The sequence below is a fragment of the Mycobacterium sp. SMC-8 genome (assembly GCF_025263565.1).
Classification (GTDB): Bacteria; Actinomycetota; Actinomycetes; order Mycobacteriales; family Mycobacteriaceae; genus Mycobacterium.
On sequence record NZ_CP079865.1, the window covers coordinates 3,019,744 to 3,043,412 of the forward strand.

Consider the following 23,669-nt stretch of genomic DNA (forward strand, 5'->3'; position numbering starts at 1 on the left):
CAAGTCGCGAAAATTCCGCACGGAATGCGATTTCGGCGGATCATGGCCAGGCGCGCACCGCGGCGGCCACCGTGTCCTGCACCCGGGCGGCCCGGGCCCGAGCGGCGGCCAACTCCCCGGAACACCGGATCTCGATGTAACTCTTCAGCTTCGGCTCGGTGCCGGACGGGCGGGTCACCACCCGCACCGAGGTCGTGTCGTTACCGCCGGTGAACACCAGGGCGTCGGTGCGCGCCGCCAGATCGGTCGCTGCCAGATCGGCGACTGTGACCGGGAATCCGGCGATCTGCGCCGGAGGCGCGGCACGCAGCCGTTCCATCAGCGCCGCCGCGTCCTGCGGTGAATCCACCCGCCGGGTGACGGCCGAGGTGCTGTGCACGCCGTGGCGGCGGGCCAGGTCGTCGAGCGCGTCGAGCACTGTCAGGCCCCGGTTGCGCAGTGCGACAACCAGATCAGCGGCTAGCACAGCCGCGCTGATGCCGTCCTTGTCGCGCACGGCCTCGGGGTCCACGCAATGCCCGATCGCTTCCTCGTAGGCGTACAGCAGGGCCGCGTCTTCCATGCCGTCGTCGGCGCGGGCCAGCCATTTGAACCCGGTCAGCGTCTCGACGTGGCGGGCCCCGCGTTCGACGGCGATGGCGGCCAGCATCCGCGACGACACCACGGTGCTGGCCACTACGGCGTGGGTGTTGTCGCCCTGTGAGAGCAGGTAATCGCCCAGCAGCCAACCGGTTTCGTCACCCGAGAGCATCCGCCAACCGTGCGGGGTGGGCACCCCGATCGCGCAGCGGTCGGCGTCGGGATCCAGCGCGATCGCGATGTCGGCGTCCACGGCGGCGGCCAGGGCGGTCAGCTCGTCCGACGCGCCGGGTTCCTCGGGGTTCGGGAAGGCCACGGTCGGGAAGTCCGGGTCGGGCGCGAACTGACGCTCGACGACGTGCACGTCGTCGAATCCGGCCAACGCCAGTGCGTCGAGTGCGAATTCACCGCCCACCCCGTGCATCGGGGTCAATGCGATCCGCGCCGTGCCGGTGGTGCGGCGCACCGTGGCGGCGCGTTCGGCATAGGCGCGCAGCAGGTCGATGCCCGACGTGTCGACAGGACGGAGCGGGATCTCGTCTGCCGGCGGCGCCGACGCGATGGCGTGCTCGATGTCGCGGTCGGTGGGGGAGACGATCTGCAGCCCGCCGGCGAAGTACACCTTGTACCCGTTGTCCTGCGGTGGATTGTGCGATGCGGTGATCTGCACCCCGGCCGCGGCGCCGGTGGTGCGGACGGCGAACGCCACGGCCGGCGTCGGCACCGCGCACGGCATCAGGGTCACGGAAAAGCCCTGCGCGGAAAGAACTTCGGCAGCGGCGCGGCCGAACTCGGCGGAGCGGTGCCGGGCGTCGTAACCCACCACGACGCGCGATCCGCCCAGTGTGCGGTCGGTCAGCACCCGGGCCACCGCCCACGTCGCCCGCAGCACCACCGCGAGGTTCATGCCGTTGGGGCCCGCCCGCAGCGGCCCGCGCAGGCCTGCGGTGCCGAATGTCAGCGACCCGGTGAAACGCTCGGCCAGCTCGTCGTCCGTGCAGGCGGCGAGCTCGGCGGCCGAGGCCGGATCGGGGTCGTGAGACAGCCACTCCTGCACAGCAGTTCGCAACGGCGAGGTCACCCCGTCATTGTGCCCTGACGGCGCGCCCGTCAGCCCTGGCGCATGCCGGCGTCGGATTCGGCGAGCTTGCGCAGGATGGGCGCCACCAGCATCAGCAGGTCGAACTCCAGCTCGGACAGCGTGTCGCGCATGGTCTGGTGAAGCCAGGCGTCGCGCTCGGCGCGGTCGGCTTCCAGCAGCGCCAGCCCGTCATCGGTGATCTCCACGAGCTGGCGGCGGCGGTCGTTCTCATCGGGCCGCCGGCTCACCAGCCTGCGGGACTCCAGCTCGTTGAGCGAGTCGGTCAGCGACTGCACCCGGACGTGCATCCGCACGCCGAGTTCGGCGGGCGTGGTCACTCCGGTGCGGCTGATCTCACCGAGCAGCTGCATCTGGCTCAACGTGAGTCCGTTGTCCGGACGATGCCGCCGCAGCTGCCGCGCCACCGCCATCAGCGACTCGCGCAATTCGGTCGCCGCGGTGAATGCCCGGTCGGGCCGCCTGGTCATTCCCAAGTCAAAACTTGGTAACTACAGTTCGTCACTCAGCATCACTCCTCGTTGAGATCTTGGCATGGCAAGAGCATACTTGGCATCGATGACGGTGAAAGCGGTTTGGCGGCAAATACCCGGTTGGGCGGTCCTTCTTGCGCTGACCGTCGCGGTCACCGTCCCGCTGACGCTGGTCGGAGTGCCGTCCGCTGCGCTGTTCGCCGCGCTGGTCGTCGGTATCGCGGTGGCGCTGACCTCCCGCGGCCCCGAGCGCGTCCCGCGCAAGCTGGGCATCGCGGCCCAAGGGGTGCTCGGCGTCTACATCGGCACCATGGTCCAGCAGGACGCGCTGAGCACACTCAAGGACGACTGGGCGATCGTGCTGGCCGTCGCGGCCGGCACGCTGGCGCTCAGCGTGATCGCCGGCGCGCTGCTGGGGCTGCGCCGCGACGTGACCCCGTTGACCGGATCACTGGCCCTGGTCGCCGGCGGGGCATCCGGGCTGGTCGCCATCGCCCGTGAACTCGGCGGCGACGACCGCGTGGTTGCCGTGGTGCAGTACCTGCGGGTGGCGCTGGTGACCGCGTCGATGCCGGTGGTCGTCACGCTGATCTATCACGCTGACCGTTCCCATAACGCGGTCGACGCCACCCGTAGCCCTTCGGCGCCTTGGTATCTGAGCGTGGCGATGATGATCGCCCTGGTGCTGGTCGGTGGGACCGGCGGCCGACTGATCCGGTTGCCAGGCGCCGGGCTGCTCGGGCCACTGGCGTTGACGGTCGCGCTGGAAGTCAGCGGGTTGTCGTTCGGGCTGTCGGTGCCGGTGTTGCTGGTGCAGGCCGGTTACATGCTGATCGGTTGGCAGGCCGGGCTGGCGTTCACCCGGGACTCGCTGCGCTCGGTCGGCCGGCTTCTGCCCGTGGCGGTGGGGCTGATCGTGTTCATCGGCGTGGCGACGGCGGGGCTGGGCATCGTGCTTGCTCACGTCGCGGGCCTGACCCCGCTGGAGGGGTACCTGGCGACCAGTCCCGGCGGGGTGTACGCGGTGCTCGCCACCGCGGTGGAGACCGGCTCCAACGTGACGTTCGTGATCGCCGCGCAGGTGGTCCGGATCCTGCTGATGCTGTTCGCCGCGCCGGTCATGGCGCGCGCGGTCTTGTGGATGAGTCGGCGGCTGAGCACGCCCGATCAGAGCCGGGAGATCACCGCCGACAACAGGGAGCCCATCCGCGTCGCCGACTGACGGCCCGCCTCCAGCACCTCGGCATGGCTCAGCGGCTGGCCCGTCATCCCGGCCGCGAGATTGGTGACCAGCGAGACCCCCAGCACCTCGGCGCCGGCCGCCCGCGCGGCGATCGTCTCGTGCACCGTCGACATGCCGACCAGGTCGGCGCCCAGCGTGCGCAACATCCGGATCTCCGCGGGGGTCTCGTAGTGCGGGCCGGGCAACCCGGCATAGACGCCGTCGGGCAACCCGGGCTCGATGTCGCGGGCCAGCGCGCGCAACCGCGGCGAGTACGCGTCGACCAGATCCACGAACTGGGCGCCTACCAGCGGTGAGCGCGCCGTCAGATTGAGGTGGTCGCTGATCAGCACGGGCTGACCCACCGAGAAGTCCTCGCGCAGCCCGCCGGCGGCGTTGGTCAGCACCACGGTGCGCACCCCGGCCGCGCAGGCGGTGCGCACCGGATGGACGACGTGACGCAGGTCGTGGCCCTCATAGGTGTGGATGCGGCCGAGCAGCATCAGCACCCGGTGCGTGCCGACCCGCAGCGACAACACCTGGCCGCCGTGGCCCTGCGCGCTGGGCGGTGTGAAGCCGGGCAGCTCGGCCATCGGGACGACCGCGCCGGGATCGCCGAGTTGCGCGGCGGCCGGCGCCCATCCCGAGCCCAACACGACGGCGACGTCGAAGGCGTCGACACCGGTGCGGGTGCGCAGCGCATCGGCGGCCCGCGTGGCCTCTGCTGACGGGTCTTCCACAGGCGGCAGCTTAATTGGGGTGTTCGTGCAGTGAGATACTTGCCTGCATGCCCACCGCCGCCGCGTCGACCTGCGTCGAAGACGCAGTGCACCGCCGCCGCGTCGACCTGGTCGAGCTGTCGCACGCCATCCACGCCGAACCCGAGCTGGCGTTCGAGGAGCACCGTAGCTGCGCCAAGACCCAGGCCCTGGTCGCCGAGCGCGGGTTCGAGATCTCCGCCGGCGTCGCCGGCCTGGACACCGCCTTCCGCGCCGTCTTCGGCAGCGGGCCGCTGGTCGTCGGTGTCTGCGCCGAGTACGACGCGCTGCCCGACATCGGGCACGCCTGTGGGCACAACATCATCGCGGCGTCAGCGGTGGGCACCGCGCTGGCGCTGGCCGAGGTCGCCGATGCGCTCGGTCTGACGGTGGTGCTGCTCGGCACCCCGGCCGAGGAACTGGGCGGCGGGAAGGCTCTGATGCTCGACGCGGGGGTGTTCGACGACATCGTCGCGACGGTGATGCTGCACCCCGGGCCCGTCGACATCGCGGCCGCCCGGTCGCTGGCGCTGTCGGAGATGACGATCGGCTACGCCGGTCGCGAGTCTCACGCCGCGGTCGCCCCGTATCTCGGGCTCAACGCCGGCGACGCGGTGACCGTGGCGCAGGTGGCGATCGGACTGCTGCGGCAGCAGCTGGCGCCCGGCCAGATGGTGCACGGCATCGTCACCGACGGCGGGCAGGCTTCCAACGTCATCCCCGGACACACCGAGATGCGCTACACGATGCGGGCGACCAACTCGGAATCGTTGCGCGCGTTGGAATCCCGGATGGCCGGGTGCTTCGCGGCGGGCGCGGTGGCCACCGGGTGCGAGCACATCGTCACCGACACGGCGCCGGCCTACGCCGAACTGGCCCCCGATCCGTGGCTTGCCGAGACGTTCCGCGCCGAGATGACCCGGGTCGGTCGCACCCCGCTGCCGACCGAGCTGGAGGCGTCGGTGCCGCTGGGCAGTACCGACATGGGCAACGTCACGCAGGTGATGCCCGGGATTCATCCGGTCGTCGGCATCGACGCCGGCGGCGCGTCGATCCACCAGCCGGAGTTCGCCGCGGCGGCGGTCAACGCCAGCGCCGACACCGCGGTGATCGAGGGGTCGATCATGTTGGCGCGCACCGTGGTTGCGCTGGCCGAGTCGAACACCGAACGGGGCCGGGTGCTCGAGCTGTGGGAGAGGCGCGCGTCATGAGCGTGTTGAAGCACGCCGCCGCGCGGTGGCTCAGCGAGCATTACGACGACCTCGTCGGCTGGCGCAGGCACCTGCACCGGCACCCCGAGCTGGGGCGCCAGGAGTTCGCGACGACGCAGTTCGTCGCGTCGTTGCTGGCCGACGCCGGCCTCAACCCGAAGGTGCTGCCCGGGGGGACCGGCCTGACGTGTGACTTCGGGCCCGACGACGCGCCGCGGGTGGCGCTGCGCGCCGACATGGACGCGCTGCCGATGGCCGAACGCACCGGCCTGCCGTTCTCGTCGGAGGTGCCCAACGTCGCTCACGCGTGCGGCCACGACGGGCACACCGCCGTGCTGCTGGGCGCGGGGTTGGCCATGGCCTCGGAGGCCGAGCTGCCGATCGGGGTGCGGCTGATCTTCCAGGCCGCCGAGGAGTTGATGCCCGGAGGTGCGATCGACGCGATCGCCGCCGGCGCGCTGACCGGGGTGTCCCGGATCTTCGCGCTGCACTGCGATCCGCATCTGCCCGTCGGACGGGTCGCGGTGAAGGCAGGGCCGATCACCTCGGCCGCCGACCACGTCGAGGTGACCCTGCACTCGCCGGGCGGGCACACCTCGCGCCCGCACCTGACCGGCGACCTGGTCTACGGTCTCGGCACGCTGATCACCGGGGTGCCGGGTGTGCTGTCGCGGCGCATCGATCCGCGCCACAGCACGGTGATGGTGTGGGGTGCGGTGCACGCCGGGATGGCCGCCAACGCGATCCCGCAGACCGGCACGCTGACCGGCACCATCCGCACCGCGAGCCGGGAAACCTGGCTGACGCTGGAAGACATTGTGCACGAATCGATCTCGTCGCTACTCACGCCGCTGGGCATCGAGCACGTGGTGCAGTACCGCCGCGGGGTGCCGCCGGTGGTCAACGAGGAGATCTCCACGCGCATCATGACCCACGCGATCGAGGCGATCGGCCCCGACGTGCTCGCCGACACCCTGCAATCCGGCGGCGGCGAGGACTTCTCCTGGTACCTGGAGGAGGTGCCCGGCGCGATGGCTCGGCTGGGGGTGTGGAGCGGACAGGGGCCACAGCTGGATCTGCATCAGCCGACGTTCGACCTCGACGAGCGCGCCCTCGGAGTCGGGGTGCGGCTGATGGTCAACCTGGTCGAGCGCAGCGCCGCCGCCCCCTAGTCCCTTATTCCGCGCGAGCGTGCGTGTCTGCGGGCGCCATGCCGGGGAAATTCCAAAGTTTGCGCACGCTCGCGGGCCGGGTCAGTCCGTCGGCACGCACACGTCGAGGAACTTCTTCGTCAGGTCCAGCAGCACCTGCTGGAGCTCGGCGTCGGCGAGGTCGGCGATCGTCGGGTCGGTGACGCAGCCGTGTACCCCGGCGCTGAGCATCGAGATCGCCACCCGCGTCGCGTTGTTGGGGTCTGGACCGAGCAGCACCGAGGCGAGCCGCTCGCCGATGCGGCGGAAGTCGTCGTAATCCTCGAGCAATCGATGCACCGTCGGGTCGCCGTAGAACACGCTCGAGATGCGACGGTGCCGGATGATCAACTCCACCAGGCCGGCCATCGACACGCTGCGCCGCGCCGCCGCCGAGGGCAAGGTCTCGGCGATCCGCAGCAAGTGTTCGATGTCGTCGTACACCGGTTTGACGACCGCCAGCGCTATCTCGTCTTTGGAGTGGAACTGGTAGTAGACCGCGGCCTTGGTCACGCCGAGGCGGTCGGCGATCATCTGCAGGGACGTGCCGCTCACCCCGTGGTCGGCGAAAAGCGCCAGTGCCGCGTCGAGTACCCGCTCGCGTGCGAAGCCGCGGGTCGCCACCGGTTTGGCCATCGTCCCCCTTCCGCCGCACGGACGAACCGGGCCGAACTGTATCCCACGTCACAGTGCGGACCGATTCCGTGCCATGCCACTAGTTAGCCGATCGGCTTGTGCCCAGTTAGCCGATTGGTTAGTGTAGCTCGGTAGTTCGCTAACTTCCTGTCGAGGGCGGCTGTGCCGTAACGACTTTCGAGTAACTCTCTGGAGGAGTCGCCGGTGGACGGATGCCGATGAGCCGCTTGCGCGAAGAGAGTCAGCACAAGCCACACTTCTACGGCGTCGCCCGGTTCATCCGCCGATGCTCGATCCCGATCATCCTGATCTGGGTGGCGCTGGCCGCCTTCCTCAACATCTCGGTGCCGCAGCTCGAAGAGGTCGGCAAGCTCCGGTCGGTGTCGATGAGTCCCGACGATGCCCCCGCGGTCATCTCGATGGAACACATCGGCGAGGTGTTCGAGGAGTACGAGTCCAACAGCTCGGTGATGATCGTGCTGGAGGGGGAGCAGCCCCTCGGCGACGACACCCGCGCGTACTACAGCGACCTGATCAGCGGGCTGGAAGCCGACACCACCCACGTCGAGCACGTCCAGGACCTTTGGAGCGACCCGCTGACCGCGGCCGGCGCCCAGAGCGCTGACGGCAAGTCCACCTACTTTCAGGTCTATCTCGCCGGCAACCAGGGCGAGGCGCTGGCCAACGAGTCGGTGCGCGCGGTCCAGGACCTGGTGTACGACAGTCAGCCCCCCGACGGAGTGCGGGCCTACGTCACTGGCGCGTCGGCGCTGGCCGCCGAGCAGGAGGAGGCCGGCCACAGCAGCATGCGGATGGTCGAGGCGCTGACCTTCCTGGTCATCACGATCATGCTGGTGCTGTTCTTCCGCTCCATCGTCACCACGCTGCTGATCCTGGTGATGGTCGGGCTGAGCCTGATGACGGTGCGGGGGGTGGTGGCGTTCCTCGGGTTCCACGACATCATCGGGCTTTCGACGTTCGCGACCAGCCTGCTGGTGACGCTGGCCATCGCGATCGCGGTGGACTACGCGATCTTCTTGGTCGGCCGCTATCAGGAGGCCAAGTCTTCGGGGGCGACCGCCGAAGAGGCCTACTACACGATGTTCGGCGGCACCGCGCATGTGATCGTCGGCTCCGGTCTGACCATCGCCGGCGCGACGTTCTGCCTGAGCTTCACCCGGCTGCCGTACTTCCAGAGCCTCGGGGTGCCGCTGGCGCTGGGCATGCTGGTGCTGATCGCGGTGGCGATGACGTTCGGGCCGGCGGTGGTGACGATCGCGAGCAAGTTCGGGCTGCTGGAACCCAAACGCGCCATGCGGGTTCGCGGCTGGCGCAAGATCGGCGCCGTCACCGTGCGGTGGCCCGGCGCGATCCTGGTGGCCAGCGTCGCGGTGTCGCTGATCGGGCTGCTGGCCTTGCCCGGCTACCAAACCAGTTACAACGACCGCAATTACCTGCCCGCCGACATTCAATCCAACGTCGGGTACGCCGCGGCCGAACGGCACTTCTCGCCCGCGCGGCTCAACCCCGAGATGCTGATGGTCGAGACCGATCGCGATCTCCGTAATTCGGCCGATTTCATCGTGATCGAGAAAATCGCCAAGGCGCTGTTCGCCGTCGAGGGCATCGGACGGGTGCAGACCATCACCCGCCCGGACGGCACACCGATCAAGAGCACCTCGATCCCGTACGCCATGAGCCGGCAGGGCACTACCCAGCAGCTCAACGAGAAGTACATGCTTGACCGCATGGACGACATGCTCGTCCAGGCGGAGTCGCTGCAGACCACCATCAACACGATGGAGAAGATGCAGAGCCTGATGGGTCAGATGGCGGAGATCACGCAGAGCATGGTCGCCAAGACCAAGACCATGGCGGCCGACATCACCGAATTGCGGGACCACATCGCCGATCTGGACGACTTCATCCGGCCCATCCGCAACTACTTCTACTGGGAACCGCACTGCTACAACATCCCGGTGTGTCACTCGATGCGCTCGCTGTTCGACCTGATCGACGGCACGAATCTGCTGACCGACAATGTCCAGGACCTGGTCCCGGACCTGGAGCGGATGGCCGCGATCATGCCCGAGATGGTCGCGCTGATGCCGCAGCAGATCGCGACGATGAAGTCGCAGCGGGAGATGATGCTGACGCAGTATCAGACCCAGAACAGCCAGCTGGAAGCTGGTGCCGAAATGCAGGCCGACGCCGGCGCGATGGGCGACGCGTTCAACGACGCCTGGAACGCCGACTCGTTCTATCTTCCGCCGGAGGCCTTCGAGAACGCCGACTTCCAAAGCGGCATCGAGCAATTCATTTCACCGAACGGCCACGCGGTGCGGTTCATCATCGCCCACGAGGGTGATCCGCTCTCGCCGGCGGGCATCGGAAAGATCGACGCGCTCAAGACGGCTGCCAAGGAGGCGATCAAGGGCACGCCGCTGGAGGGGTCGAAGATATATCTCGGCGGCACCGCGGCCACCTTCAAGGACATGGCCGACGGCACCCGCTACGACCTGCTGATCGCCGGAATCGCCGCCATCGGACTGATTTTCATCATCATGCTGATCCTGACTCGCGCGATCATCGCCGCCGCGGTGATCGTCGGCACGGTGGTGCTGTCGCTCGGCGCATCGTTCGGGCTGTCGGTTCTGGTGTGGCAGCACATCATCGGCATCGAATTGCACTGGATGGTGCTGCCGATGGCGGTGATCATCCTGCTGGCGGTGGGGGCGGACTACAACCTGCTGGTGGTGGCCCGGCTCAAGGAGGAGATCCACGCGGGCCTGCAGACCGGTCTGATCCGCACGATGGGCGGCAGTGGCTCGGTGGTCACCGCGGCCGGCATGGTCTTCGCGCTGACGATGATGACGATGGCGGTCAGCGATCTGACGATCATCGGCCAGGTGGGCACCACGATCGGCATGGGCCTGATTTTCGACACGTTGGTGATCCGGTCGTTCATGACGCCGTCGATCGCGGCGCTGCTGGGCCGGTGGTTCTGGTGGCCGCAGCGGATCCGCTACCGCCCGGTTCCGGCCCCGTGGCCCGCACCGCGACCGCGCGTCGCCGACACCACCGGCGGGTAGTTCTGCGGCCGCGATTCAGGCGGTCATCAGGTGACCCGTGCCGCCGACGTACACGATCCCGGTCGGCCGTGCGGCGGTCGCCGCGTCGGCGATGGCCGGCACCATGACGATGTCTTGGGTGATTTCGGCGGAGACCACGGTGAAACCGATTCCCGCGTGCGCGAACTCGTAGCGCAGTGCGTACAGCGCGGTTTCGCCGGCCCGCTGGCTCGCGGCGACGCCTGCGTAGCCCTTCGGCACCGCCTTGTTTGGGTAGAAGTGCGCCTGATGGCTGGTGACGAACACGATCCGGGCGCCGGCAGGCATCAACGGCATCGCCAGCGTGGCGAGGCGGCGCTGGGCATCGCCTTTGGCCCGCATGGCGTGGCTCGGTCCGGCGCCCATCTCCAGGTCGCCGGAGGCGTTGAGGATGAGGACGTCGAGTCGGCCGAAGCGTGCGCGGATGGTGTCGATCATCGCCGCGACGGCGAATTCGTCGTAGATGTCGGCGGCGATCGTCGATGCATCCCCGCCCGCGTCGCGGACGGCCTGCGCCACGGACTCGGCACGCTCGGCGTTTCCGCGATGCTGGACGAGGACGTGGGTGTTCGGGGCGGCGACCCGCTGGGCGACTGCGGCGCCGACGCCGCGCGACGCGCCGGTGATGAGGACGATCCGCTCAGGTGATTGCAGCATGCGGGTTCCTTCCCTTGCGACGAACGCTTGCGGGCCACCTTACACCCTTTTTAAGAAAACTAAGAGAAAAATAAGGTCACAGTAAGGCGATGAATCGATTGCCGACAGGCGGCTTCACCCCGCTAGGAGAACCATGCGTGACAAATTCTGGCGCGCCGGGACGAAGGTAGGAGCTGCCGTGACAGCGAATGTGTATTCATGACGGTCAAACTGAACGACAGGGCATACAGGCATGCGCAGGAGTTGATAGAGGCGGGCAGTTGTGTGATCGACGACCGCGATGCATGGAGCGAGCATCAGCCGTCGGCCCGGCAGGAGAACGAGTTCATCGAAAAGTGCGGGATCGCGGAGTACTCCAAATGGTATCTGGGGATCGACGACCTGCAGGACGAGAACCGCAAGGGCCGTTACAAGTTTCCGTACGGCGACTTCCACGACGTTCATCGCTGCGGGCTTCTGGCGGCCGAGTCCCGAGCAGGGCAACGCAACTACTACGACATCGAGACTGCGGTCGCTCACCTTCACGGCATGCTGGAAATGCTCAGGTCGATGGGCAAGCCTCGCGCCCATGAAAGCTGAGAAGAGGGACCTGGCAATGTCAATGTGAGCTGGCCCCACTGTGACGTTCAGTTGTGGCCCCACTTCGGGGGATCGACGAGCGCTGAGGCACAGCGACGTCGCATTCGCTGCGGACTTAGTGACGCGATGTTTCGCCCGGGCCCCGCACCCGCGTTGTACGCGTGCGATTTCGAGTCCGGGTAGGGCCCCATCGCGGTCACCAACGGGCGAGTATGTGACTGGGCGCCGTCAACAGCGATGGGTTTCAGGCTGAGTTGTCGCCCGGACAGCGGTGACGCGCGGAACCTGCGCACGCGCGGAGCGCCGGCGACGGTGGACTTTCGCCGATGCCGTCGACCTGGCATCCGTGGCGTGGACGACACCAGTGCGTTTGCCACGTGGTTGACAACGCCCGGAGACTCCCGGCCAGCCGTCAACAGTCACGGAGTTTGCGATCCGACGCTCACCAGGACGACGGGTGGGCGGCCCCGAGGATTTCGCGGGTGACGCGGCGGAACCGGGGCCCGGACGAGGCCTGGGCACCGACACGTGGGTTCGGTCGACGCGCGGTTCAGGGAAAGGACGCCTACGCGCCGGGGCCGACGTTGCCCGCGGGGCGCGTGCGCAGATCGTGCACGTATTCAGCTGGCGCCCCGGCGATCTCGGCCGCATCGGCCATCACGCCGAGATACCGCGCCGACGGGATACCACCCTCCCAGGCGTCGAGCACATACAGCCACGCCAGCACCGGATCGGTGTCGGTGTCTGAGGAGGTGCGTTCCACCCGGCACCGGATCTTCTTGTGGAAGCCCAGTTCGGAGCCCTCCCAACGGTCGAGGTTCTCCTCGTCCTCCTTGGTCACGTCGTAGAGCACGACGAATACCTTCGAGTTCGGGTCCTCGACGATCGTGGCCAGCGCGCCCTCCCAGGCGATGTCCGCGCCGCCGAACGTCAGCCGCCATCCGTGCAACCAGCCCGTCCCGGCCATCGGGGAGTGCGGAGCCCGCTCCAGCATCTGTTCGGGATGCATATTCGATCCGTAGGCGGCGTAGATCGGCACGCGAGAAGCTTAGACGCCCGGCCGCCATCGGGCGGAGCATGTGTCTGAACGCCTCGGCCACCTCCGTGCCCTAGGTTGAGAACGTGGTAACGCGCATCGTGATCATCGGCGGAGGACCAGCGGGATACGAGGCGGCTCTGGTCGCGGCCGCGCGGGGACGCGACGTCACTCAGGTGACCGTGGTCGACCAGGACGGTCTGGGCGGGGCGTGCGTGCTGTATGACTGTGTGCCGTCGAAGACGTTCATCGCATCGAGCGGTGTGCGCACCGAGCTGCGACGCGCCCAGGGCCTGGGCTACGACATCGGCATCGACGACGCCCGGATTTCGCTCCCGCAGATCAACAACCGCGTCAAGACCCTGGCCGCGTCGCAGTCAGCCGACATCGGCAGCCAACTGCTCAACCAGGGCGTCACGATCATCGGCGGCCGCGGAGAGCTCGTCGACGACATCGCCGGCATGGCGCACCACCGGGTGAAGGTCACCACCAACGACGGCAAGGTCGGCGTACTCAAAGCCGACGTCGTGCTGCTCGCCACCGGCGCGAGCCCGCGGGTGCTGCCCAACGCAATCCCCGACGGCGAGCGGATCCTGACATGGCGCCAGGTGTACGACCTGACCGAGCTGCCGGAGCACCTGATCATCGTCGGCTCCGGGGTGACCGGCGCGGAGTTCTGCAACGCCTACACCGAGCTCGGCGTGACGGTGACGGTGGTGGCCAGCCGTGACCAGATCCTGCCCCACGAGGACTCCGACGCCGCGGCCGCGTTGGAGGAGGTGTTCAACGAGCGCGGCGTGACGCTGGTCAAGAACGCCCGCGCCGACTCGGTGACCCGCACCGACACCGGCGTCAGGGTCGCCATAGCCGACGGACGCGTCGTCGAGGGCAGCCACGCACTGATGACCGTCGGCTCGGTGCCCAACACCTCCGGGCTGGGCCTGGAACGAGTCGGCGTCGATCTCAAACCCGGCGGCTACATCCCCGTCGACCGGGTGTCGCGGACCCCGGCCGCCGGAATCTACGCCGCGGGCGACTGCACCGGGCTGCTGCCACTGGCCTCGGTGGCCGCGATGCAGGGCCGCATCGCGATGTACCACGCGCTCGGTGAGGGCGTGTCGCCCATCCGGCTGCGCACGGTGGCCTCGGCGACGTTCACCCGGCCGGAGATCGCCGCGGTCGGCATCCCGCAGTCGGCGATCGACGACGGCAGTGTGCCCGCCCGCACCTTGATGCTGCCGCTGAGCACCAACGCCCGAGCGAAGATGTCGCTGCTGCGGCACGGCTTCGTCAAGATCTTCTGCCGGCCCGCCACCGGGGTGGTGATCGGCGGCGTGGTGGTCGCTCCGATCGCCTCGGAGCTGATCCTGCCGATCGCGCTGGCCGTGCAGAACCGCATCTCGGTGACCGATCTGGCGCAGACGCTGTCGGTGTATCCGTCGCTGTCGGGGTCGATCGTGGAAGCCGCGCGCCGGCTGATGGCCCACGACGATCTGGACTGAGCACGCGGCTCGTTCCTCGCCGCTTGATCGTCGTCCGGCTAGCCTGGGAGGCGACAACCCGTACTGACGAGTAACGAGGAGCCGGTTTACGTGGGTGACCCGATCCCCGCTCCGGGCAACAGCCAGACCTTCCTGAGCCCTGATCAGCGGGTCCGTGCCTGGGAACGGCTCGGCAGCGAACAGTTCGACGTGATCGTCATCGGCGGCGGCATCGTCGGCGCCGGAGCGGCACTGGACGCGGCGACCCGCGGCCTGAAGGTCGCGCTGGTGGAGGCCCGCGATTTCGCTTCGGGCACCTCCAGTCGCAGCAGCAAGATGTTCCACGGCGGGCTGCGCTACCTCGAACAGCTCGAGTTCGGCCTGGTGCGCGAAGCCCTGCACGAACGCGAACTGTCGCTGACAACGCTGGCGCCGCATCTGGTGAAGCCGTTGCCGTTCCTGTTCCCGTTGACCAACCGGTGGTGGGAGCGGCCCTACGTCGCCGCCGGTATCTTCCTCTATGACCAGCTCGGTGGCGCGAAATCCGTTCCCGCGCAGAAGCATCTGACCCGCTCGGGTGCGCTGCGACTGTCGCCGGGACTCAAGCGCAGCTCGCTGGTCGGTGGAATCCGCTATTACGACACCGTCGTCGACGATGCCCGCCACACGATGACGGTGGCGCGCACGGCCGCGCACTACGGCGCGGTGGTGCGGACGTCGACGCAGGTGGTCGCGCTGCTGCGGGAGGGTGACCGGGTCACCGGCGTGCGGGTGCGCGATTCCGAGGACGGTTCGGTCACCGAGGTGCGCGGGCACGTCGTGGTCAACGCCACCGGGGTATGGACCGACGAGATCCAGGCACTGTCCAAGCAGCGCGGCAGGTTTCGGGTGCGCGCATCCAAGGGCGTGCACATCGTGGTGCCCCGCGATCGCATCGTCAGCGAGGTCGCGATCATCCTGCGCACCGAGAAGTCGGTGCTGTTCGTGATCCCGTGGGGCACGCACTGGATCATCGGCACCACCGACACCGACTGGAACCTCGACCTCGCCCACCCGGCAGCGACCAAGGCCGACATCGACTACATCCTCGGGCAGGTGAACAAGGTGCTGGCCACACCGCTGACCCACGACGACATCGACGGGGTGTACGCCGGACTGCGGCCACTACTGGCGGGCGAGAGCGAGGAGACCTCCAAGCTGTCGCGCGAGCACGCCGTCGCGGTGCCCGCCCCCGGTCTGGTCGCGATCGCCGGCGGCAAGTACACCACCTACCGGGTGATGGCGGAGGACGCGATCGACGCGGCCGCCGAGTTCATCCCGACCAGGGTGGCGCCGTCGATCACCGAGAAGGTGCCGCTGCTGGGCGCCGACGGGTACTTCGCGATGATCAACCAAACACAAAGTGTCGGTGCGCATTACGGTCTGCATCCGTATCGCGTTCGGCACCTGCTGGACCGGTACGGGTCGCTGATCGGCGAGGTGCTCTCGCTGGCTGACCACCGGCCAGAGCTGCTCGAGCCGATCACCGAGGCGCCGGTGTATCTGAAGGTGGAAGCCGCTTACGCCGCGGCCGCGGAGGGAGCGCTGCACCTCGAGGACATCCTTGCGCGCCGGATGCGGATCTCGATCGAGTACCCGCACCGGGGCGTGGACTCCGCCCGTGAGGTCGCCGAAATCGTTGCGCCCGTGCTGGGTTGGAGCGCCGATGACATCGACCGGGAGGTCGACACCTACCTGGCGCGGGTGGAGGCCGAGGTGCTCTCGCAGACGCAGCCCGACGACGAGTCCGCCGACGCGTTGCGCGCCGCCGCCCCGGAGGCGCGCGCTGAGATCCTCGAGCCGGTACCGCTCAATTGAGGCGCCCCCGCCCCGCACCGCTTCCGGTGCGCGACGGGCTCGGACCGGCGCGGGTGCGGGTGCGCGGCGGTGCGGTGCTGGTGGAGTTCGCCGACCGGTTCGGTCAGGCAGCGGCGCAGAAGGTGCTCGACGGCGAGGTGTTCACCGCTGACGGCACTACCGTGACGGCAGCCACTGTGCTGCAACCCAATTCGGTGGTCTACCTGTACCGTGACCTACCCGACGAGGTACCGGTGCCGTTCGACATGCCTATCCTGCACCGGGACGACAACCTCGTCGTCGTCGACAAACCGCACTTCCTCGCGACCATGCCGCGCGGCGGGCATGTCGCGCAAACCGCGCTCGTCCGGCTGCGCCGCGAACTCGACGAGCCCGAACTCAGCCCCGCGCACCGGCTGGACCGGCTGACCGCCGGGGTGCTGGTCTTCACCACCCATCGCGCGGTCCGCGGCGCCTATCAGACGATGTTCGCGCGCGGCGAGGCGGCCAAGACGTACCTCGCGCGGTCGTCGGCGCCCACGCAGCGGGAGTTTCCGGAGACGGTTCGCAGCCGGATCATCAAGCAGCGCAGCCGATTACAGGCGTTGGAGGAGCCGGGAGAGCCGAACGCCGAGACTCTGGTGCAGAGCTGCGGTGACGGTCACTACCGGCTGACCCCGCGCACGGGGCGCACCCACCAGTTGCGCGTCCACATGAACTCACTCGGACTGCCGATCGATGGCGACCCGCTGTACCCCTCGGTGATCGACGTGGCGGCCGGGGACTTCTCGACCCCGCTGAAGCTCCTGGCGCATACGTTGACGTTCGCCGACCCGGTGACGGGCGTCCAACAGCGGTTCACCAGCGGGCGGACGATCTGAATGTGCGCTCAGATCGCGACTCCCCTCGAAGATCGCTCTATCGCGATCTGAGCGCACACGAACACCGTCGGCAGCGTTCCCGCTCCCGTGTCACGTGCGTCGCCCGGCGCGTTAGCGACGCACAGTGGAAAAATGTACTTCATCTGTCAACAGTTCGCTGAGCGATTAGACATCATCGTCAATCTTGGCGCTGACTAGGCATTGTGCTTGGCGACCCCTGTTGACGGGCCTTTGCGCACCTGGTGACACTGTCGGCTACGTCGGCGCGCGGAGCGGCGGCATACCAGAACCGGCCAGATGCTGTGCAGACATACGGAATCCGTTCCGATTCGCGCCCAGATGGCAAATCACGATGCCCGCGCGGTCCGTGCGGCCGCGAGCGCGGATCGGGCGGGTTCGGCCGCGGGGTGGGCGGCCCGACTGTCACAATCAGCCTGTCTGCGGTGACGGGCACCGGAGACGACAAGGAGTGCAGTTGCGCAAGAGCTGGCTGGTCGCGTCCGCGTCGCTGTTTCTCGGGGCGTCGGTCCCGGTGCTGATCCCCGCTCCGGCCTACGGGGCGGTGTGTGGTTCCGTCGGCGGAGTCCACGTCGACATCACCGGTTGCGCCGATCCGTTCTCTGAGCTCAACGAGGCCCTAGCGCCGCCACCCCCGCCGCCGCCCCCGCCACCGCCGCCGGGCGCGCCCCCGCCGCCGCCCCCGCCCCCGCCCCCGCCGGTGTACGTCCCTGCGCCCAACGTCAGCGTCTGCGCCGACGTCGGCCGGCGCATCAGCGTGGGTGGATGCATCTAGTGGACCGCGCTTCCTTCGACCGGCTGTTCGACATGACAGACCGGACCGTGATCGTCACCGGCGGCACCCGCGGAATCGGCTTGGCGCTGGCCGAGGGCTATGTGCTGGCGGGCGCGCGGGTGGTGGTGGCCAGCCGCAAGGCCGACGCCTGCGGGCAGGCCGCCCAACACCTGCGTGGCTTGGGCGGCACCGCGATCGGGATCCCTGCCCACCTGGGCGAGGTCGACGACCTCGGGGCGCTCGTGGAGCGCACCGTGTCCGAGTTCGGCGGAGTCGACGTGCTGGTCAACAATGCCGCCAACCCGCTCGCGCAACCGTTCGGACACATGACCGTCGACGCGTTGACCAAGTCGTTCGAGGTCAATCTGCGCGGGCCGGTGCTGCTCGTGCAGGAGGCGTTGCCGCACCTGAAGGCCAGTGAGCATGCCGCGGTGCTCAACATGGTGTCGGTGGGCGCGTTCATCTTCGCGCCGATGCTGTCGATCTACGCGTCGATGAAGGCCGCGATGATGTCGTTCACCCGGTCCATGGCCGCGGAGTTCGTACATCACGGCATTCGGGTCAACGCGCTGGCTCCCGGACCGGTGGACACCGACATGATGCGCAAGAACCCGCAGGAGGCCATCGACGGGATGGTTGGCGGCACGCTGATGGGTCGCTTGGCGACCGCCGACGAAATGGTCGGTGCGGCACTGCTTCTCACCTCCGACGCCGGCAGCTACATCACCGGTCAGGTGATCATCGCCGACGGCGGAGGTACCCCACGCTGACCCTCCGCCGAAATCGCATTCCACGCGGCCCTCGGGCCCGTTCTCCCGCACCGGGCGCAATCTCGGCGGCATCGTGGCCATACGCAATGTCGTAGGTGTATGGTCACTGGCATGACGCTCGACCGGACGTTGACCGAACGCGGACTGGCGCTGGTCAACGCAAAGACGACGGACATGGCCGACGCGGTGCTGCGGGTGCCGCTTCACTACTACCGCGATCCGAAGATCACCGAGATCGAGGAGTCGGCGATCCTGCGGCGCACCCCGCTGGCCATCGTGCCGGGCAGTCAGATTCCGAACAGACACGACTACGTGGTGCGGTCGGTGCTCGGCGACTCGCTGCTGGTCACCCGCGACGCCGACGGCGTGGCGCACGTGTTCCTGAACTACTGCCGCCACCGCGGCGCGATGCCGGCCTGCGGCAGCGGGAACTCCCGTCGCTTCGTATGCCCTTATCACGCCTGGAATTACGACTCGGCGGGCAAGTTGGTGCGTATCCCGGGCAAAGCCGGGTTCGCCGAGGTGGACCCGGAGGGTTACGGGTTGGTCGAACTACCCAACGAGGAGCGGTTCGGGTTTGTGTGGGCGGTGCTGACCGCCGGTGCCGACATCGACCTGGACACCCATCTGGGCGGCTTCGCCGCAGAACTCGAGCAGTGGAACTACCGCACGTACGGGTACCACGACGACCGCGAGTTCGAGTCCGAGACCAGCTGGAAGGGTGCCCTGGAGGCCTTCGCCGAGGGGTACCACTTCCCCTATGTGCACGGGCAGAGCGTGATCGGGCTCAACACGGTGGCCAACACCCACGTCTATGACGAGTGGGGGCGCCATCACCGGATCGGCTTCCCGTTCAACAACATCGCCGAGCTGAACGACAACCCCTCGCAGGACTGGGATCCCGTGCTCCGGATGGGCGTCATCTACTGGATCTACCCGAACCTGATCCTGGCCAACAGCCCCGTCGGGGTGGAGATCATCGACATCCTGCCCGCCGGCGAGCCGACCCGTTGCACGGTCCGGCACAGCTGGATGGCCCGGTATCCCGCCGCCGACGACGCGCAGCGCGCGTTCTACGACGAGATCTACAACCAGGTGCACGCCGCCGTCCGCGACGAGGACTTCGTGATGCTGCCCCAGTGTGGGGAAGGGGTGCGGCACGGTCAGCACGATCACATGCTGATCGGCCGCAACGAGATCGGCGTCCAGCACATGATCCGGGTGCTCGCCGGCGAGCTCGGCGTCGCCCTCGCCTGACCCCGGCTCCTGTCCGCCGGGTTTCCGCCGAAATCGCATTCCACGCGGCCCCAGGGCGAAATTGGCCACGTGGAATGCGATTTCGGCAGGGCCGGGCTGCCGGGCTGCCGGGTTAAGCCCCCTTGGCGGACGAGGTCAGGACTTGCGGAGAATCGTGGCGGCCATCTCGCGCATCTCGCCGCTGGTCGAGGCCAGGATCTGGCTGCGGTTCTCCAGGTGCAGCGCAGCCTCCAGGCTGGACGCCTCGAGATTGGCCCACAGCACCTGCTTGGTCGATTCGACGCCGAATTTTCCGTATTCGCAGAGTGTTTCGGCAATCGACAGCGCCTCGTCCAGTGCCGGGTCGGCCACCCGTGAGGCCAGACCGAGCCGCAGCGCTTCGTCGGCGTCGACCACACGCGCGGTCAGGATCATGTCGAAGGCAGGGCCGGCGCCGACGATGCGGGGCAGCGTGTAGCTCACGCCGATGTCGCACCCCCCGAGTCCCAGCTTGATGAACTGCGTGCAGAACCGCGCCGTCGGCGACGCCACCCGAATGTCACAGGCCGCGGCGATCCCGAGTCCGCCGCCGTAAGCGACGCCGTTGACCGCCGCGCTCACCGGTTGCCGCAGCCGATGGATCTTGGCCGTCAGGTCGGCGATGCGTTCCTGCCACCGCATGCCCGAGCGGGGGAATTCGGTGCCGCCGCCGGTCTGCTCGGGGTTGGGCGCGGTGAGGTCCAGTCCGGCGCAGAACCCGCGTCCGGCGCCGGTGAGGACCACCACGCGGCACGTGTTGTCGGCGGCGAGGCCGTCGAGCACGGCGTGCAGGCCCTCGACCAGCTCATGGGACAGCGCGTTGAGCTTGTCCGGCCGGTTCAGGGTGACCACGGAGATTTCGGGCCTGGGGTGGGTGACTTCGACGACGGACGACATGCCCGTCACGTTAACCGCTGCGCCAGCCCGCCACGCCGACAGTGATCATTCGCAGCTGTTTGATCGCGATGCGGCGGATTTCGGCGATGCTGGCCGGGTCGGTGGCGTCTTCGAGGGATTCGGCGATGGCGATCATGCTGTTGACGAACACGTTGGCGAGGATGTTGAGGTCCTCGCTGCTCCAAGTGTTCAGGTTGGGGAAGCGCGCCAGGTCGATCGCCAATTCCGAAGTGATCAGCCGTATTTCGGTGCGAATCGCATACCGCAGCACCGTGACGCCGGTTGAGCGCTCGCGGCCGATGAAGCGCCAGTGCTCGCGGCGCTGCTGCACGCTGTCGATGAGGATGTCCACCGAGGACTCGATCACCCGGTTCGGGTCGAGTCTGCCGGCCCGCGCGCCGCGCAGCATCTCGCGCAGCGCCCGGAACGACTCGTCGATCAGCACGAGGCCGAGCGCTTCCATCGACTCGAAGTGCCGGTAGAACGCTGCCGGAACGATGCCGGCCTCCCGGGTGACCTCGCGCAGGCTCAGGCCACTGAAGCTGCGTTCGGCGAGCAGGCGCAGCGCCGCCGCGACGATCGCCCGCCGGGTGGCCTCCTTGCGTTCCTCGCGTGACAGCGTCTCCTTCTCGCGAGACCGGGACCGACCCGATCGTGAGCTGGGCGTACGACTGTTCACTGTGTGAAACCTACCACACGCTGCAGCGATCTCTTGACCTGCCCGGCCCTCGGCGCGCACGGTGTACATATGTTCACTGAAACGCTCACGAAGGTGCGCAGGTCCGCGCTGCTGGACCTGCTGACCGGTCCGCACGGCGTCGACCGTTACACCGAGCTGGTCGACCCGACATGGACACGGGGCCACGCCCGTGCCCGCGTGGTCGCCGTGCGGCGCAGCACGCCGCGCAGTGTGACGCTGACCCTGGCGCCCAACCGAGCATTTACGGGGTTCCGGGCCGGTCAGCACATCAATGTCTCCGTCGACATCGATGGCCGCCGCCGCACCCGGCCCTACTCGCCGGCCAACGCCGAGACCGATCGGCATATCGAGCTGACCGTCGGCCGCCACGACGGCGGACTGGTGTCGTCCTATCTGTTCGAGCACGCCCGGCCGGGCATGGTTGTCGGTCTGGACTCCGTCGCCGGCGAGTTCACACTGCCCGACACCCCGGGACGCCTGCTGCTGGTCTCCGGCGGCAGCGGCATCACCCCGGTGATGTCGATGCTGCGAACGCTACGCGCCCGCCGGCACGCCGGCGAGGTGACGTTCGTGCACTACGCGCGTTCGGCACCGGAGGCGTGCTACCGCGACGAGCTCGCCGAGATCGCCGCGGTGATGCCGAATGTGCGCGTCCTGCACGGGTACACCCGCGACACGACCGGATCCGATCTGCCGCCGCGGTTCACCGACCGCGTGTTCGACGCCGACGCGGTGTTCGTCTGCGGACCGCCCGCGCTCGTCGACGCGGTCCGGGGCGTCTACCCCGATTCCGTCGCGGAGAGCTTCGTGCCACCGGTGTTCACCGGCGAATCCAGCGGTGGCCGAGTGCAATTCACCGGCAGCGGACTCGACGTCGTCGATGACGGCCGTCCGCTGCTCGACCAGGCCGAGGATGCGGGCCTGACCCCGGAGAGTGGATGCCGGATGGGCATCTGCTTCTCGTGCACTCGTCGCAAGACCAGCGGTGCGGTGCGCAACGTCATCACTGGAGCACTGTCGTCGACGGAGGAGGAGGACATCCAGATCTGCGTGTCGGCGCCGGCCGGCGATGTCGACGTCGACCTATAACCGCCGAAATCGCATTCCACGCGCGTCAAGTGGACGAATCGCCGCGCTGGACGCGATCTCGGCGCCCGCCCGAGAACTGACCAAAACTGAGAGGGAGATCATGACCGAAGTCCTGGAAACCCCGACCACCCCGACCACCAACCCGGCCGCCCCGACGCAACAGACCATCACCAAGACCGTCGCCGGCAAGACCGTCACCCTGACCCCCGAGCAGGCCGAGGCATTCGGTAGGGAACTCGACGCGCTCAAGGAAAGCGTGATCGCCGACCTCGGCGAGCGCGACGCCACCTACATCCGGCGAATGATCAAGGCGCAGCGCGGACTTGAGATCGGCGGCCGCGCTCTGCTGTTCGGCGGCATCTTTCCGCCGTTCTGGCTGGCAGGAACCGCGATGCTGGGGCTGAGCAAGATCATCGACAACATGGAGATCGGCCACAACGTCATGCACGGCCAGTACGACTGGATGGGCGACCCGGCGATCTCCAGCCGTGGCTTCGAGTGGGACACCGCCTGCCCGGCCGACCAGTGGCGGCACTCGCACAACTACATGCACCACACCTACACCAACATCGTCGGGCTCGACCGCGACATCGGCTACGGCATCCTGCGCATGAGCTCCGACCAGAAGTGGCGTCCGTACTACCTGGGCAACCCGGTGTACGCGTTCCTGCTGATGGTGCTGTTCCAGTACGGCGTGGCGTTGCACGAGCTGGAGAGCGAGAAGATCGCCGCCGGTGAGATCACCCTGACCGACAAGCGCGAGATTCTGCGCGAGATCTGGGCCAAGACGAAGCGGCAGACACTCAAGGACTACGTCGCGTTCCCGCTGCTGGCCGGCCCGTTCGCGCCGTGGGTGTTCACCGGCAACCTGACCGCCAATCTGATGCGCAACGTGTGGGCGTACATGATCATCTTCTGCGGGCACTTCCCCGAGGATGTCCAGGAGTTCTCCATCGAGGAGACCAAAGCCGAGACGCGTGGACAGTGGTATTTCCGGCAGGTGCTCGGCTCGGCCAATCTGACCGGTGGGAAGCTGTTTCACATCTTGTCCGGCAACTTGAGCTTTCAGATCGAACATCACCTGTTTCCGGACATTCCGGCGTTCCGGCACGCCGAGATCGCGCCGAAGGTGCGGGAGATCTGTGAGCGCTACGGCGTGCCCTACAACACCGGGCCATTGCCGCGGCAGTTCGCGACGGTGGTGCGCAAGATCGTGAAGTTCGCCCTGCCGTTCTGACCCCCCTGAGACCGTATTCCACGCGGCCCCACGCGAGGGGCCGCGTGGATACGCGCGTTTCGGCGCCGGGGACGTAGGTCTTGTGGCCTGAGTTGGGTCACTTTGGTCAGTTTTGTAGGGTGGCGGTGTCTTGAGCTGGGGTGATGTCTCCGCTTAGTGC

21 protein-coding genes are annotated in these 23,669 nt (G+C 68.1%); 13 read left to right on the forward strand and 8 right to left on the reverse strand.

The window, feature by feature from the left end:
• Nucleotides 1–40 precede the first annotated feature (40 nt).
• The gene (locus tag KXD97_RS14725; protein ID WP_260757580.1) at nucleotides 41–1,660 is read right to left on the reverse strand and encodes a phospho-sugar mutase; all 1,620 of its coding nucleotides are present in this window, start codon (nucleotides 1,658–1,660) and stop codon (nucleotides 41–43) included.
• Between the two features lie 29 nt (nucleotides 1,661–1,689).
• Complete coding sequence (locus KXD97_RS14730; RefSeq protein WP_260757582.1) at nucleotides 1,690–2,148, reverse strand: MarR family winged helix-turn-helix transcriptional regulator; 459 nt, start codon at nucleotides 2,146–2,148, stop codon at nucleotides 1,690–1,692.
• Nucleotides 2,149–2,236: 88 nt separating this feature from the next.
• Here KXD97_RS14730 and KXD97_RS14735 point away from each other — a divergent pair, with 88 nt between their 5' ends.
• Complete coding sequence (locus KXD97_RS14735) at nucleotides 2,237–3,373, forward strand: AbrB family transcriptional regulator (RefSeq protein ID WP_260757584.1); 1,137 nt, start codon at nucleotides 2,237–2,239, stop codon at nucleotides 3,371–3,373.
• Here KXD97_RS14735 and KXD97_RS14740 read toward each other — a convergent pair.
• The gene (locus tag KXD97_RS14740) at nucleotides 3,319–4,122 is read right to left on the reverse strand and encodes a purine-nucleoside phosphorylase (RefSeq protein ID WP_396885411.1); all 804 of its coding nucleotides are present in this window, start codon (nucleotides 4,120–4,122) and stop codon (nucleotides 3,319–3,321) included. The genes KXD97_RS14735 and KXD97_RS14740 overlap by 55 nt on opposite strands.
• Nucleotides 4,123–4,160: 38 nt before the next feature.
• Between KXD97_RS14740 and KXD97_RS14745 the strand changes: the two genes are divergently transcribed.
• Complete coding sequence (locus KXD97_RS14745) at nucleotides 4,161–5,342, forward strand: M20 family metallopeptidase (protein ID WP_260757588.1); 1,182 nt, start codon at nucleotides 4,161–4,163, stop codon at nucleotides 5,340–5,342.
• The gene (locus KXD97_RS14750; protein ID WP_260757590.1) at nucleotides 5,339–6,514 is read left to right on the forward strand and encodes a M20 family metallopeptidase; all 1,176 of its coding nucleotides are present in this window, start codon (nucleotides 5,339–5,341) and stop codon (nucleotides 6,512–6,514) included. The genes KXD97_RS14745 and KXD97_RS14750 overlap by 4 nt, the downstream gene beginning before the upstream one ends.
• 81 nt (nucleotides 6,515–6,595) lie before the next feature.
• On the opposite strand, the gene KXD97_RS14755 is transcribed toward KXD97_RS14750, so the two are convergent.
• Nucleotides 6,596–7,168, reverse strand: a complete 573-nt coding sequence (locus tag KXD97_RS14755; protein ID WP_260757592.1) for a TetR/AcrR family transcriptional regulator — start codon at nucleotides 7,166–7,168, stop codon at nucleotides 6,596–6,598.
• Between the two features lie 218 nt (nucleotides 7,169–7,386).
• Between KXD97_RS14755 and KXD97_RS14760 the strand changes: the two genes are divergently transcribed.
• The gene (locus KXD97_RS14760) at nucleotides 7,387–10,260 is read left to right on the forward strand and encodes an RND family transporter (protein WP_260757593.1); all 2,874 of its coding nucleotides are present in this window, start codon (nucleotides 7,387–7,389) and stop codon (nucleotides 10,258–10,260) included.
• Nucleotides 10,261–10,275: 15 nt separating this feature from the next.
• Here KXD97_RS14760 and KXD97_RS14765 read toward each other — a convergent pair whose 3' ends face one another.
• A complete protein-coding gene (locus KXD97_RS14765) occupies nucleotides 10,276–10,935 on the reverse strand; it encodes an SDR family oxidoreductase (protein WP_260757594.1) in 660 nt (219 codons plus the stop codon).
• A 198-nt stretch (nucleotides 10,936–11,133) separates the two neighbouring features.
• Here KXD97_RS14765 and KXD97_RS14770 point away from each other — a divergent pair, with 198 nt between their 5' ends.
• Nucleotides 11,134–11,514 carry a hypothetical protein gene (locus KXD97_RS14770; protein ID WP_260757598.1) on the forward strand — a complete coding sequence of 127 codons (381 nt, stop codon included), beginning with the start codon at nucleotides 11,134–11,136 and terminating at the stop codon, nucleotides 11,512–11,514.
• Nucleotides 11,515–12,079: 565 nt separating this feature from the next.
• Here KXD97_RS14770 and KXD97_RS14775 read toward each other — a convergent pair.
• Entirely contained in the window at nucleotides 12,080–12,553 is a 474-nt protein-coding gene (locus KXD97_RS14775; protein WP_260757599.1) for a gamma-glutamylcyclotransferase, read from the reverse strand.
• 83 nt (nucleotides 12,554–12,636) lie between these two features.
• Here KXD97_RS14775 and KXD97_RS14780 point away from each other — a divergent pair, with 83 nt between their 5' ends.
• The 6 genes from KXD97_RS14780 to KXD97_RS14805 all read left to right on the forward strand — a co-directional run bounded on the left by KXD97_RS14780 (nucleotide 12,637) and on the right by KXD97_RS14805 (nucleotide 19,568).
• Nucleotides 12,637–14,052: an NAD(P)H-quinone dehydrogenase gene (locus tag KXD97_RS14780; protein ID WP_260757600.1), complete on the forward strand. Its 1,416-nt coding sequence runs from the start codon at nucleotides 12,637–12,639 to the stop codon at nucleotides 14,050–14,052.
• Nucleotides 14,053–14,142: 90 nt separating this feature from the next.
• A complete protein-coding gene (gene glpD / locus KXD97_RS14785) occupies nucleotides 14,143–15,888 on the forward strand; it encodes a glycerol-3-phosphate dehydrogenase (protein ID WP_396885258.1) in 1,746 nt (581 codons plus the stop codon).
• The gene (locus KXD97_RS14790) at nucleotides 15,885–16,748 is read left to right on the forward strand and encodes a pseudouridine synthase (RefSeq protein ID WP_260757601.1); all 864 of its coding nucleotides are present in this window, start codon (nucleotides 15,885–15,887) and stop codon (nucleotides 16,746–16,748) included. Before glpD ends, KXD97_RS14790 begins: the two co-directional genes overlap by 4 nt.
• Before the next feature lie 475 nt (nucleotides 16,749–17,223).
• Nucleotides 17,224–17,541, forward strand: a complete 318-nt coding sequence (locus KXD97_RS14795) for an RNA-binding protein (protein WP_260757602.1) — start codon at nucleotides 17,224–17,226, stop codon at nucleotides 17,539–17,541.
• Nucleotides 17,541–18,311: an SDR family NAD(P)-dependent oxidoreductase gene (locus KXD97_RS14800; RefSeq protein WP_260757979.1), complete on the forward strand. Its 771-nt coding sequence runs from the start codon at nucleotides 17,541–17,543 to the stop codon at nucleotides 18,309–18,311. The genes KXD97_RS14795 and KXD97_RS14800 overlap by 1 nt, the downstream gene beginning before the upstream one ends.
• Nucleotides 18,312–18,422: 111 nt before the next feature.
• Nucleotides 18,423–19,568: an aromatic ring-hydroxylating dioxygenase subunit alpha gene (locus tag KXD97_RS14805; RefSeq protein WP_260757604.1), complete on the forward strand. Its 1,146-nt coding sequence runs from the start codon at nucleotides 18,423–18,425 to the stop codon at nucleotides 19,566–19,568.
• A gap of 135 nt (nucleotides 19,569–19,703) precedes the next feature.
• Here the strand turns inward: KXD97_RS14805 and KXD97_RS14810 are convergent, their stop codons facing one another.
• Both KXD97_RS14810 and KXD97_RS14815 read right to left on the reverse strand, forming a co-directional pair.
• Entirely contained in the window at nucleotides 19,704–20,483 is a 780-nt protein-coding gene (locus KXD97_RS14810) for an enoyl-CoA hydratase/isomerase family protein (RefSeq protein WP_260757605.1), read from the reverse strand.
• Between the two features lie 10 nt (nucleotides 20,484–20,493).
• On the reverse strand, nucleotides 20,494–21,162 hold the full coding sequence (locus KXD97_RS14815) for a TetR family transcriptional regulator (RefSeq protein ID WP_260757607.1): 669 nt from the start codon (nucleotides 21,160–21,162) through the stop codon (nucleotides 20,494–20,496).
• A 69-nt stretch (nucleotides 21,163–21,231) separates the two neighbouring features.
• On the opposite strand from KXD97_RS14815, the gene KXD97_RS14820 reads away from it, so the two are divergent.
• The gene (locus KXD97_RS14820; protein ID WP_260757608.1) at nucleotides 21,232–22,272 is read left to right on the forward strand and encodes a ferredoxin reductase; all 1,041 of its coding nucleotides are present in this window, start codon (nucleotides 21,232–21,234) and stop codon (nucleotides 22,270–22,272) included.
• A 100-nt stretch (nucleotides 22,273–22,372) separates the two neighbouring features.
• Nucleotides 22,373–23,509 (forward strand): fatty acid desaturase, encoded by a 1,137-nt coding sequence (locus tag KXD97_RS14825; protein ID WP_260757609.1) that lies wholly within the window; start codon nucleotides 22,373–22,375, stop codon nucleotides 23,507–23,509.
• The last annotated feature ends 160 nt before the right edge of the window (nucleotides 23,510–23,669 follow it).

What these genes read in the sequence shown, in the direction of transcription:
- KXD97_RS14820 (WP_260757608.1), top strand. Translation starts at nt 21,232, where the DNA reads ATGTTCACTGAAACGCTCACGAAGGTGCGCAGGTCCGCGCTGCTGGAC.
- KXD97_RS14755 (WP_260757592.1), bottom strand. Translation starts at nt 7,168, where the DNA reads ATGGCCAAACCGGTGGCGACCCGCGGCTTCGCACGCGAGCGGGTACTC.
- KXD97_RS14750 (WP_260757590.1), top strand. Translation starts at nt 5,339, where the DNA reads ATGAGCGTGTTGAAGCACGCCGCCGCGCGGTGGCTCAGCGAGCATTAC.
- KXD97_RS14805 (WP_260757604.1), top strand. Translation starts at nt 18,423, where the DNA reads ATGACGCTCGACCGGACGTTGACCGAACGCGGACTGGCGCTGGTCAAC.
- KXD97_RS14770 (WP_260757598.1), top strand. Translation starts at nt 11,134, where the DNA reads ATGACGGTCAAACTGAACGACAGGGCATACAGGCATGCGCAGGAGTTG.
- KXD97_RS14765 (WP_260757594.1), bottom strand. Translation starts at nt 10,935, where the DNA reads ATGCTGCAATCACCTGAGCGGATCGTCCTCATCACCGGCGCGTCGCGC.
- KXD97_RS14745 (WP_260757588.1), top strand. Translation starts at nt 4,161, where the DNA reads ATGCCCACCGCCGCCGCGTCGACCTGCGTCGAAGACGCAGTGCACCGC.
- KXD97_RS14825 (WP_260757609.1), top strand. Translation starts at nt 22,373, where the DNA reads ATGACCGAAGTCCTGGAAACCCCGACCACCCCGACCACCAACCCGGCC.
- KXD97_RS14760 (WP_260757593.1), top strand. Translation starts at nt 7,387, where the DNA reads ATGAGCCGCTTGCGCGAAGAGAGTCAGCACAAGCCACACTTCTACGGC.
- KXD97_RS14810 (WP_260757605.1), bottom strand. Translation starts at nt 20,483, where the DNA reads ATGTCGTCCGTCGTCGAAGTCACCCACCCCAGGCCCGAAATCTCCGTG.
- KXD97_RS14730 (WP_260757582.1), bottom strand. Translation starts at nt 2,148, where the DNA reads ATGACCAGGCGGCCCGACCGGGCATTCACCGCGGCGACCGAATTGCGC.
- KXD97_RS14735 (WP_260757584.1), top strand. Translation starts at nt 2,237, where the DNA reads ATGACGGTGAAAGCGGTTTGGCGGCAAATACCCGGTTGGGCGGTCCTT.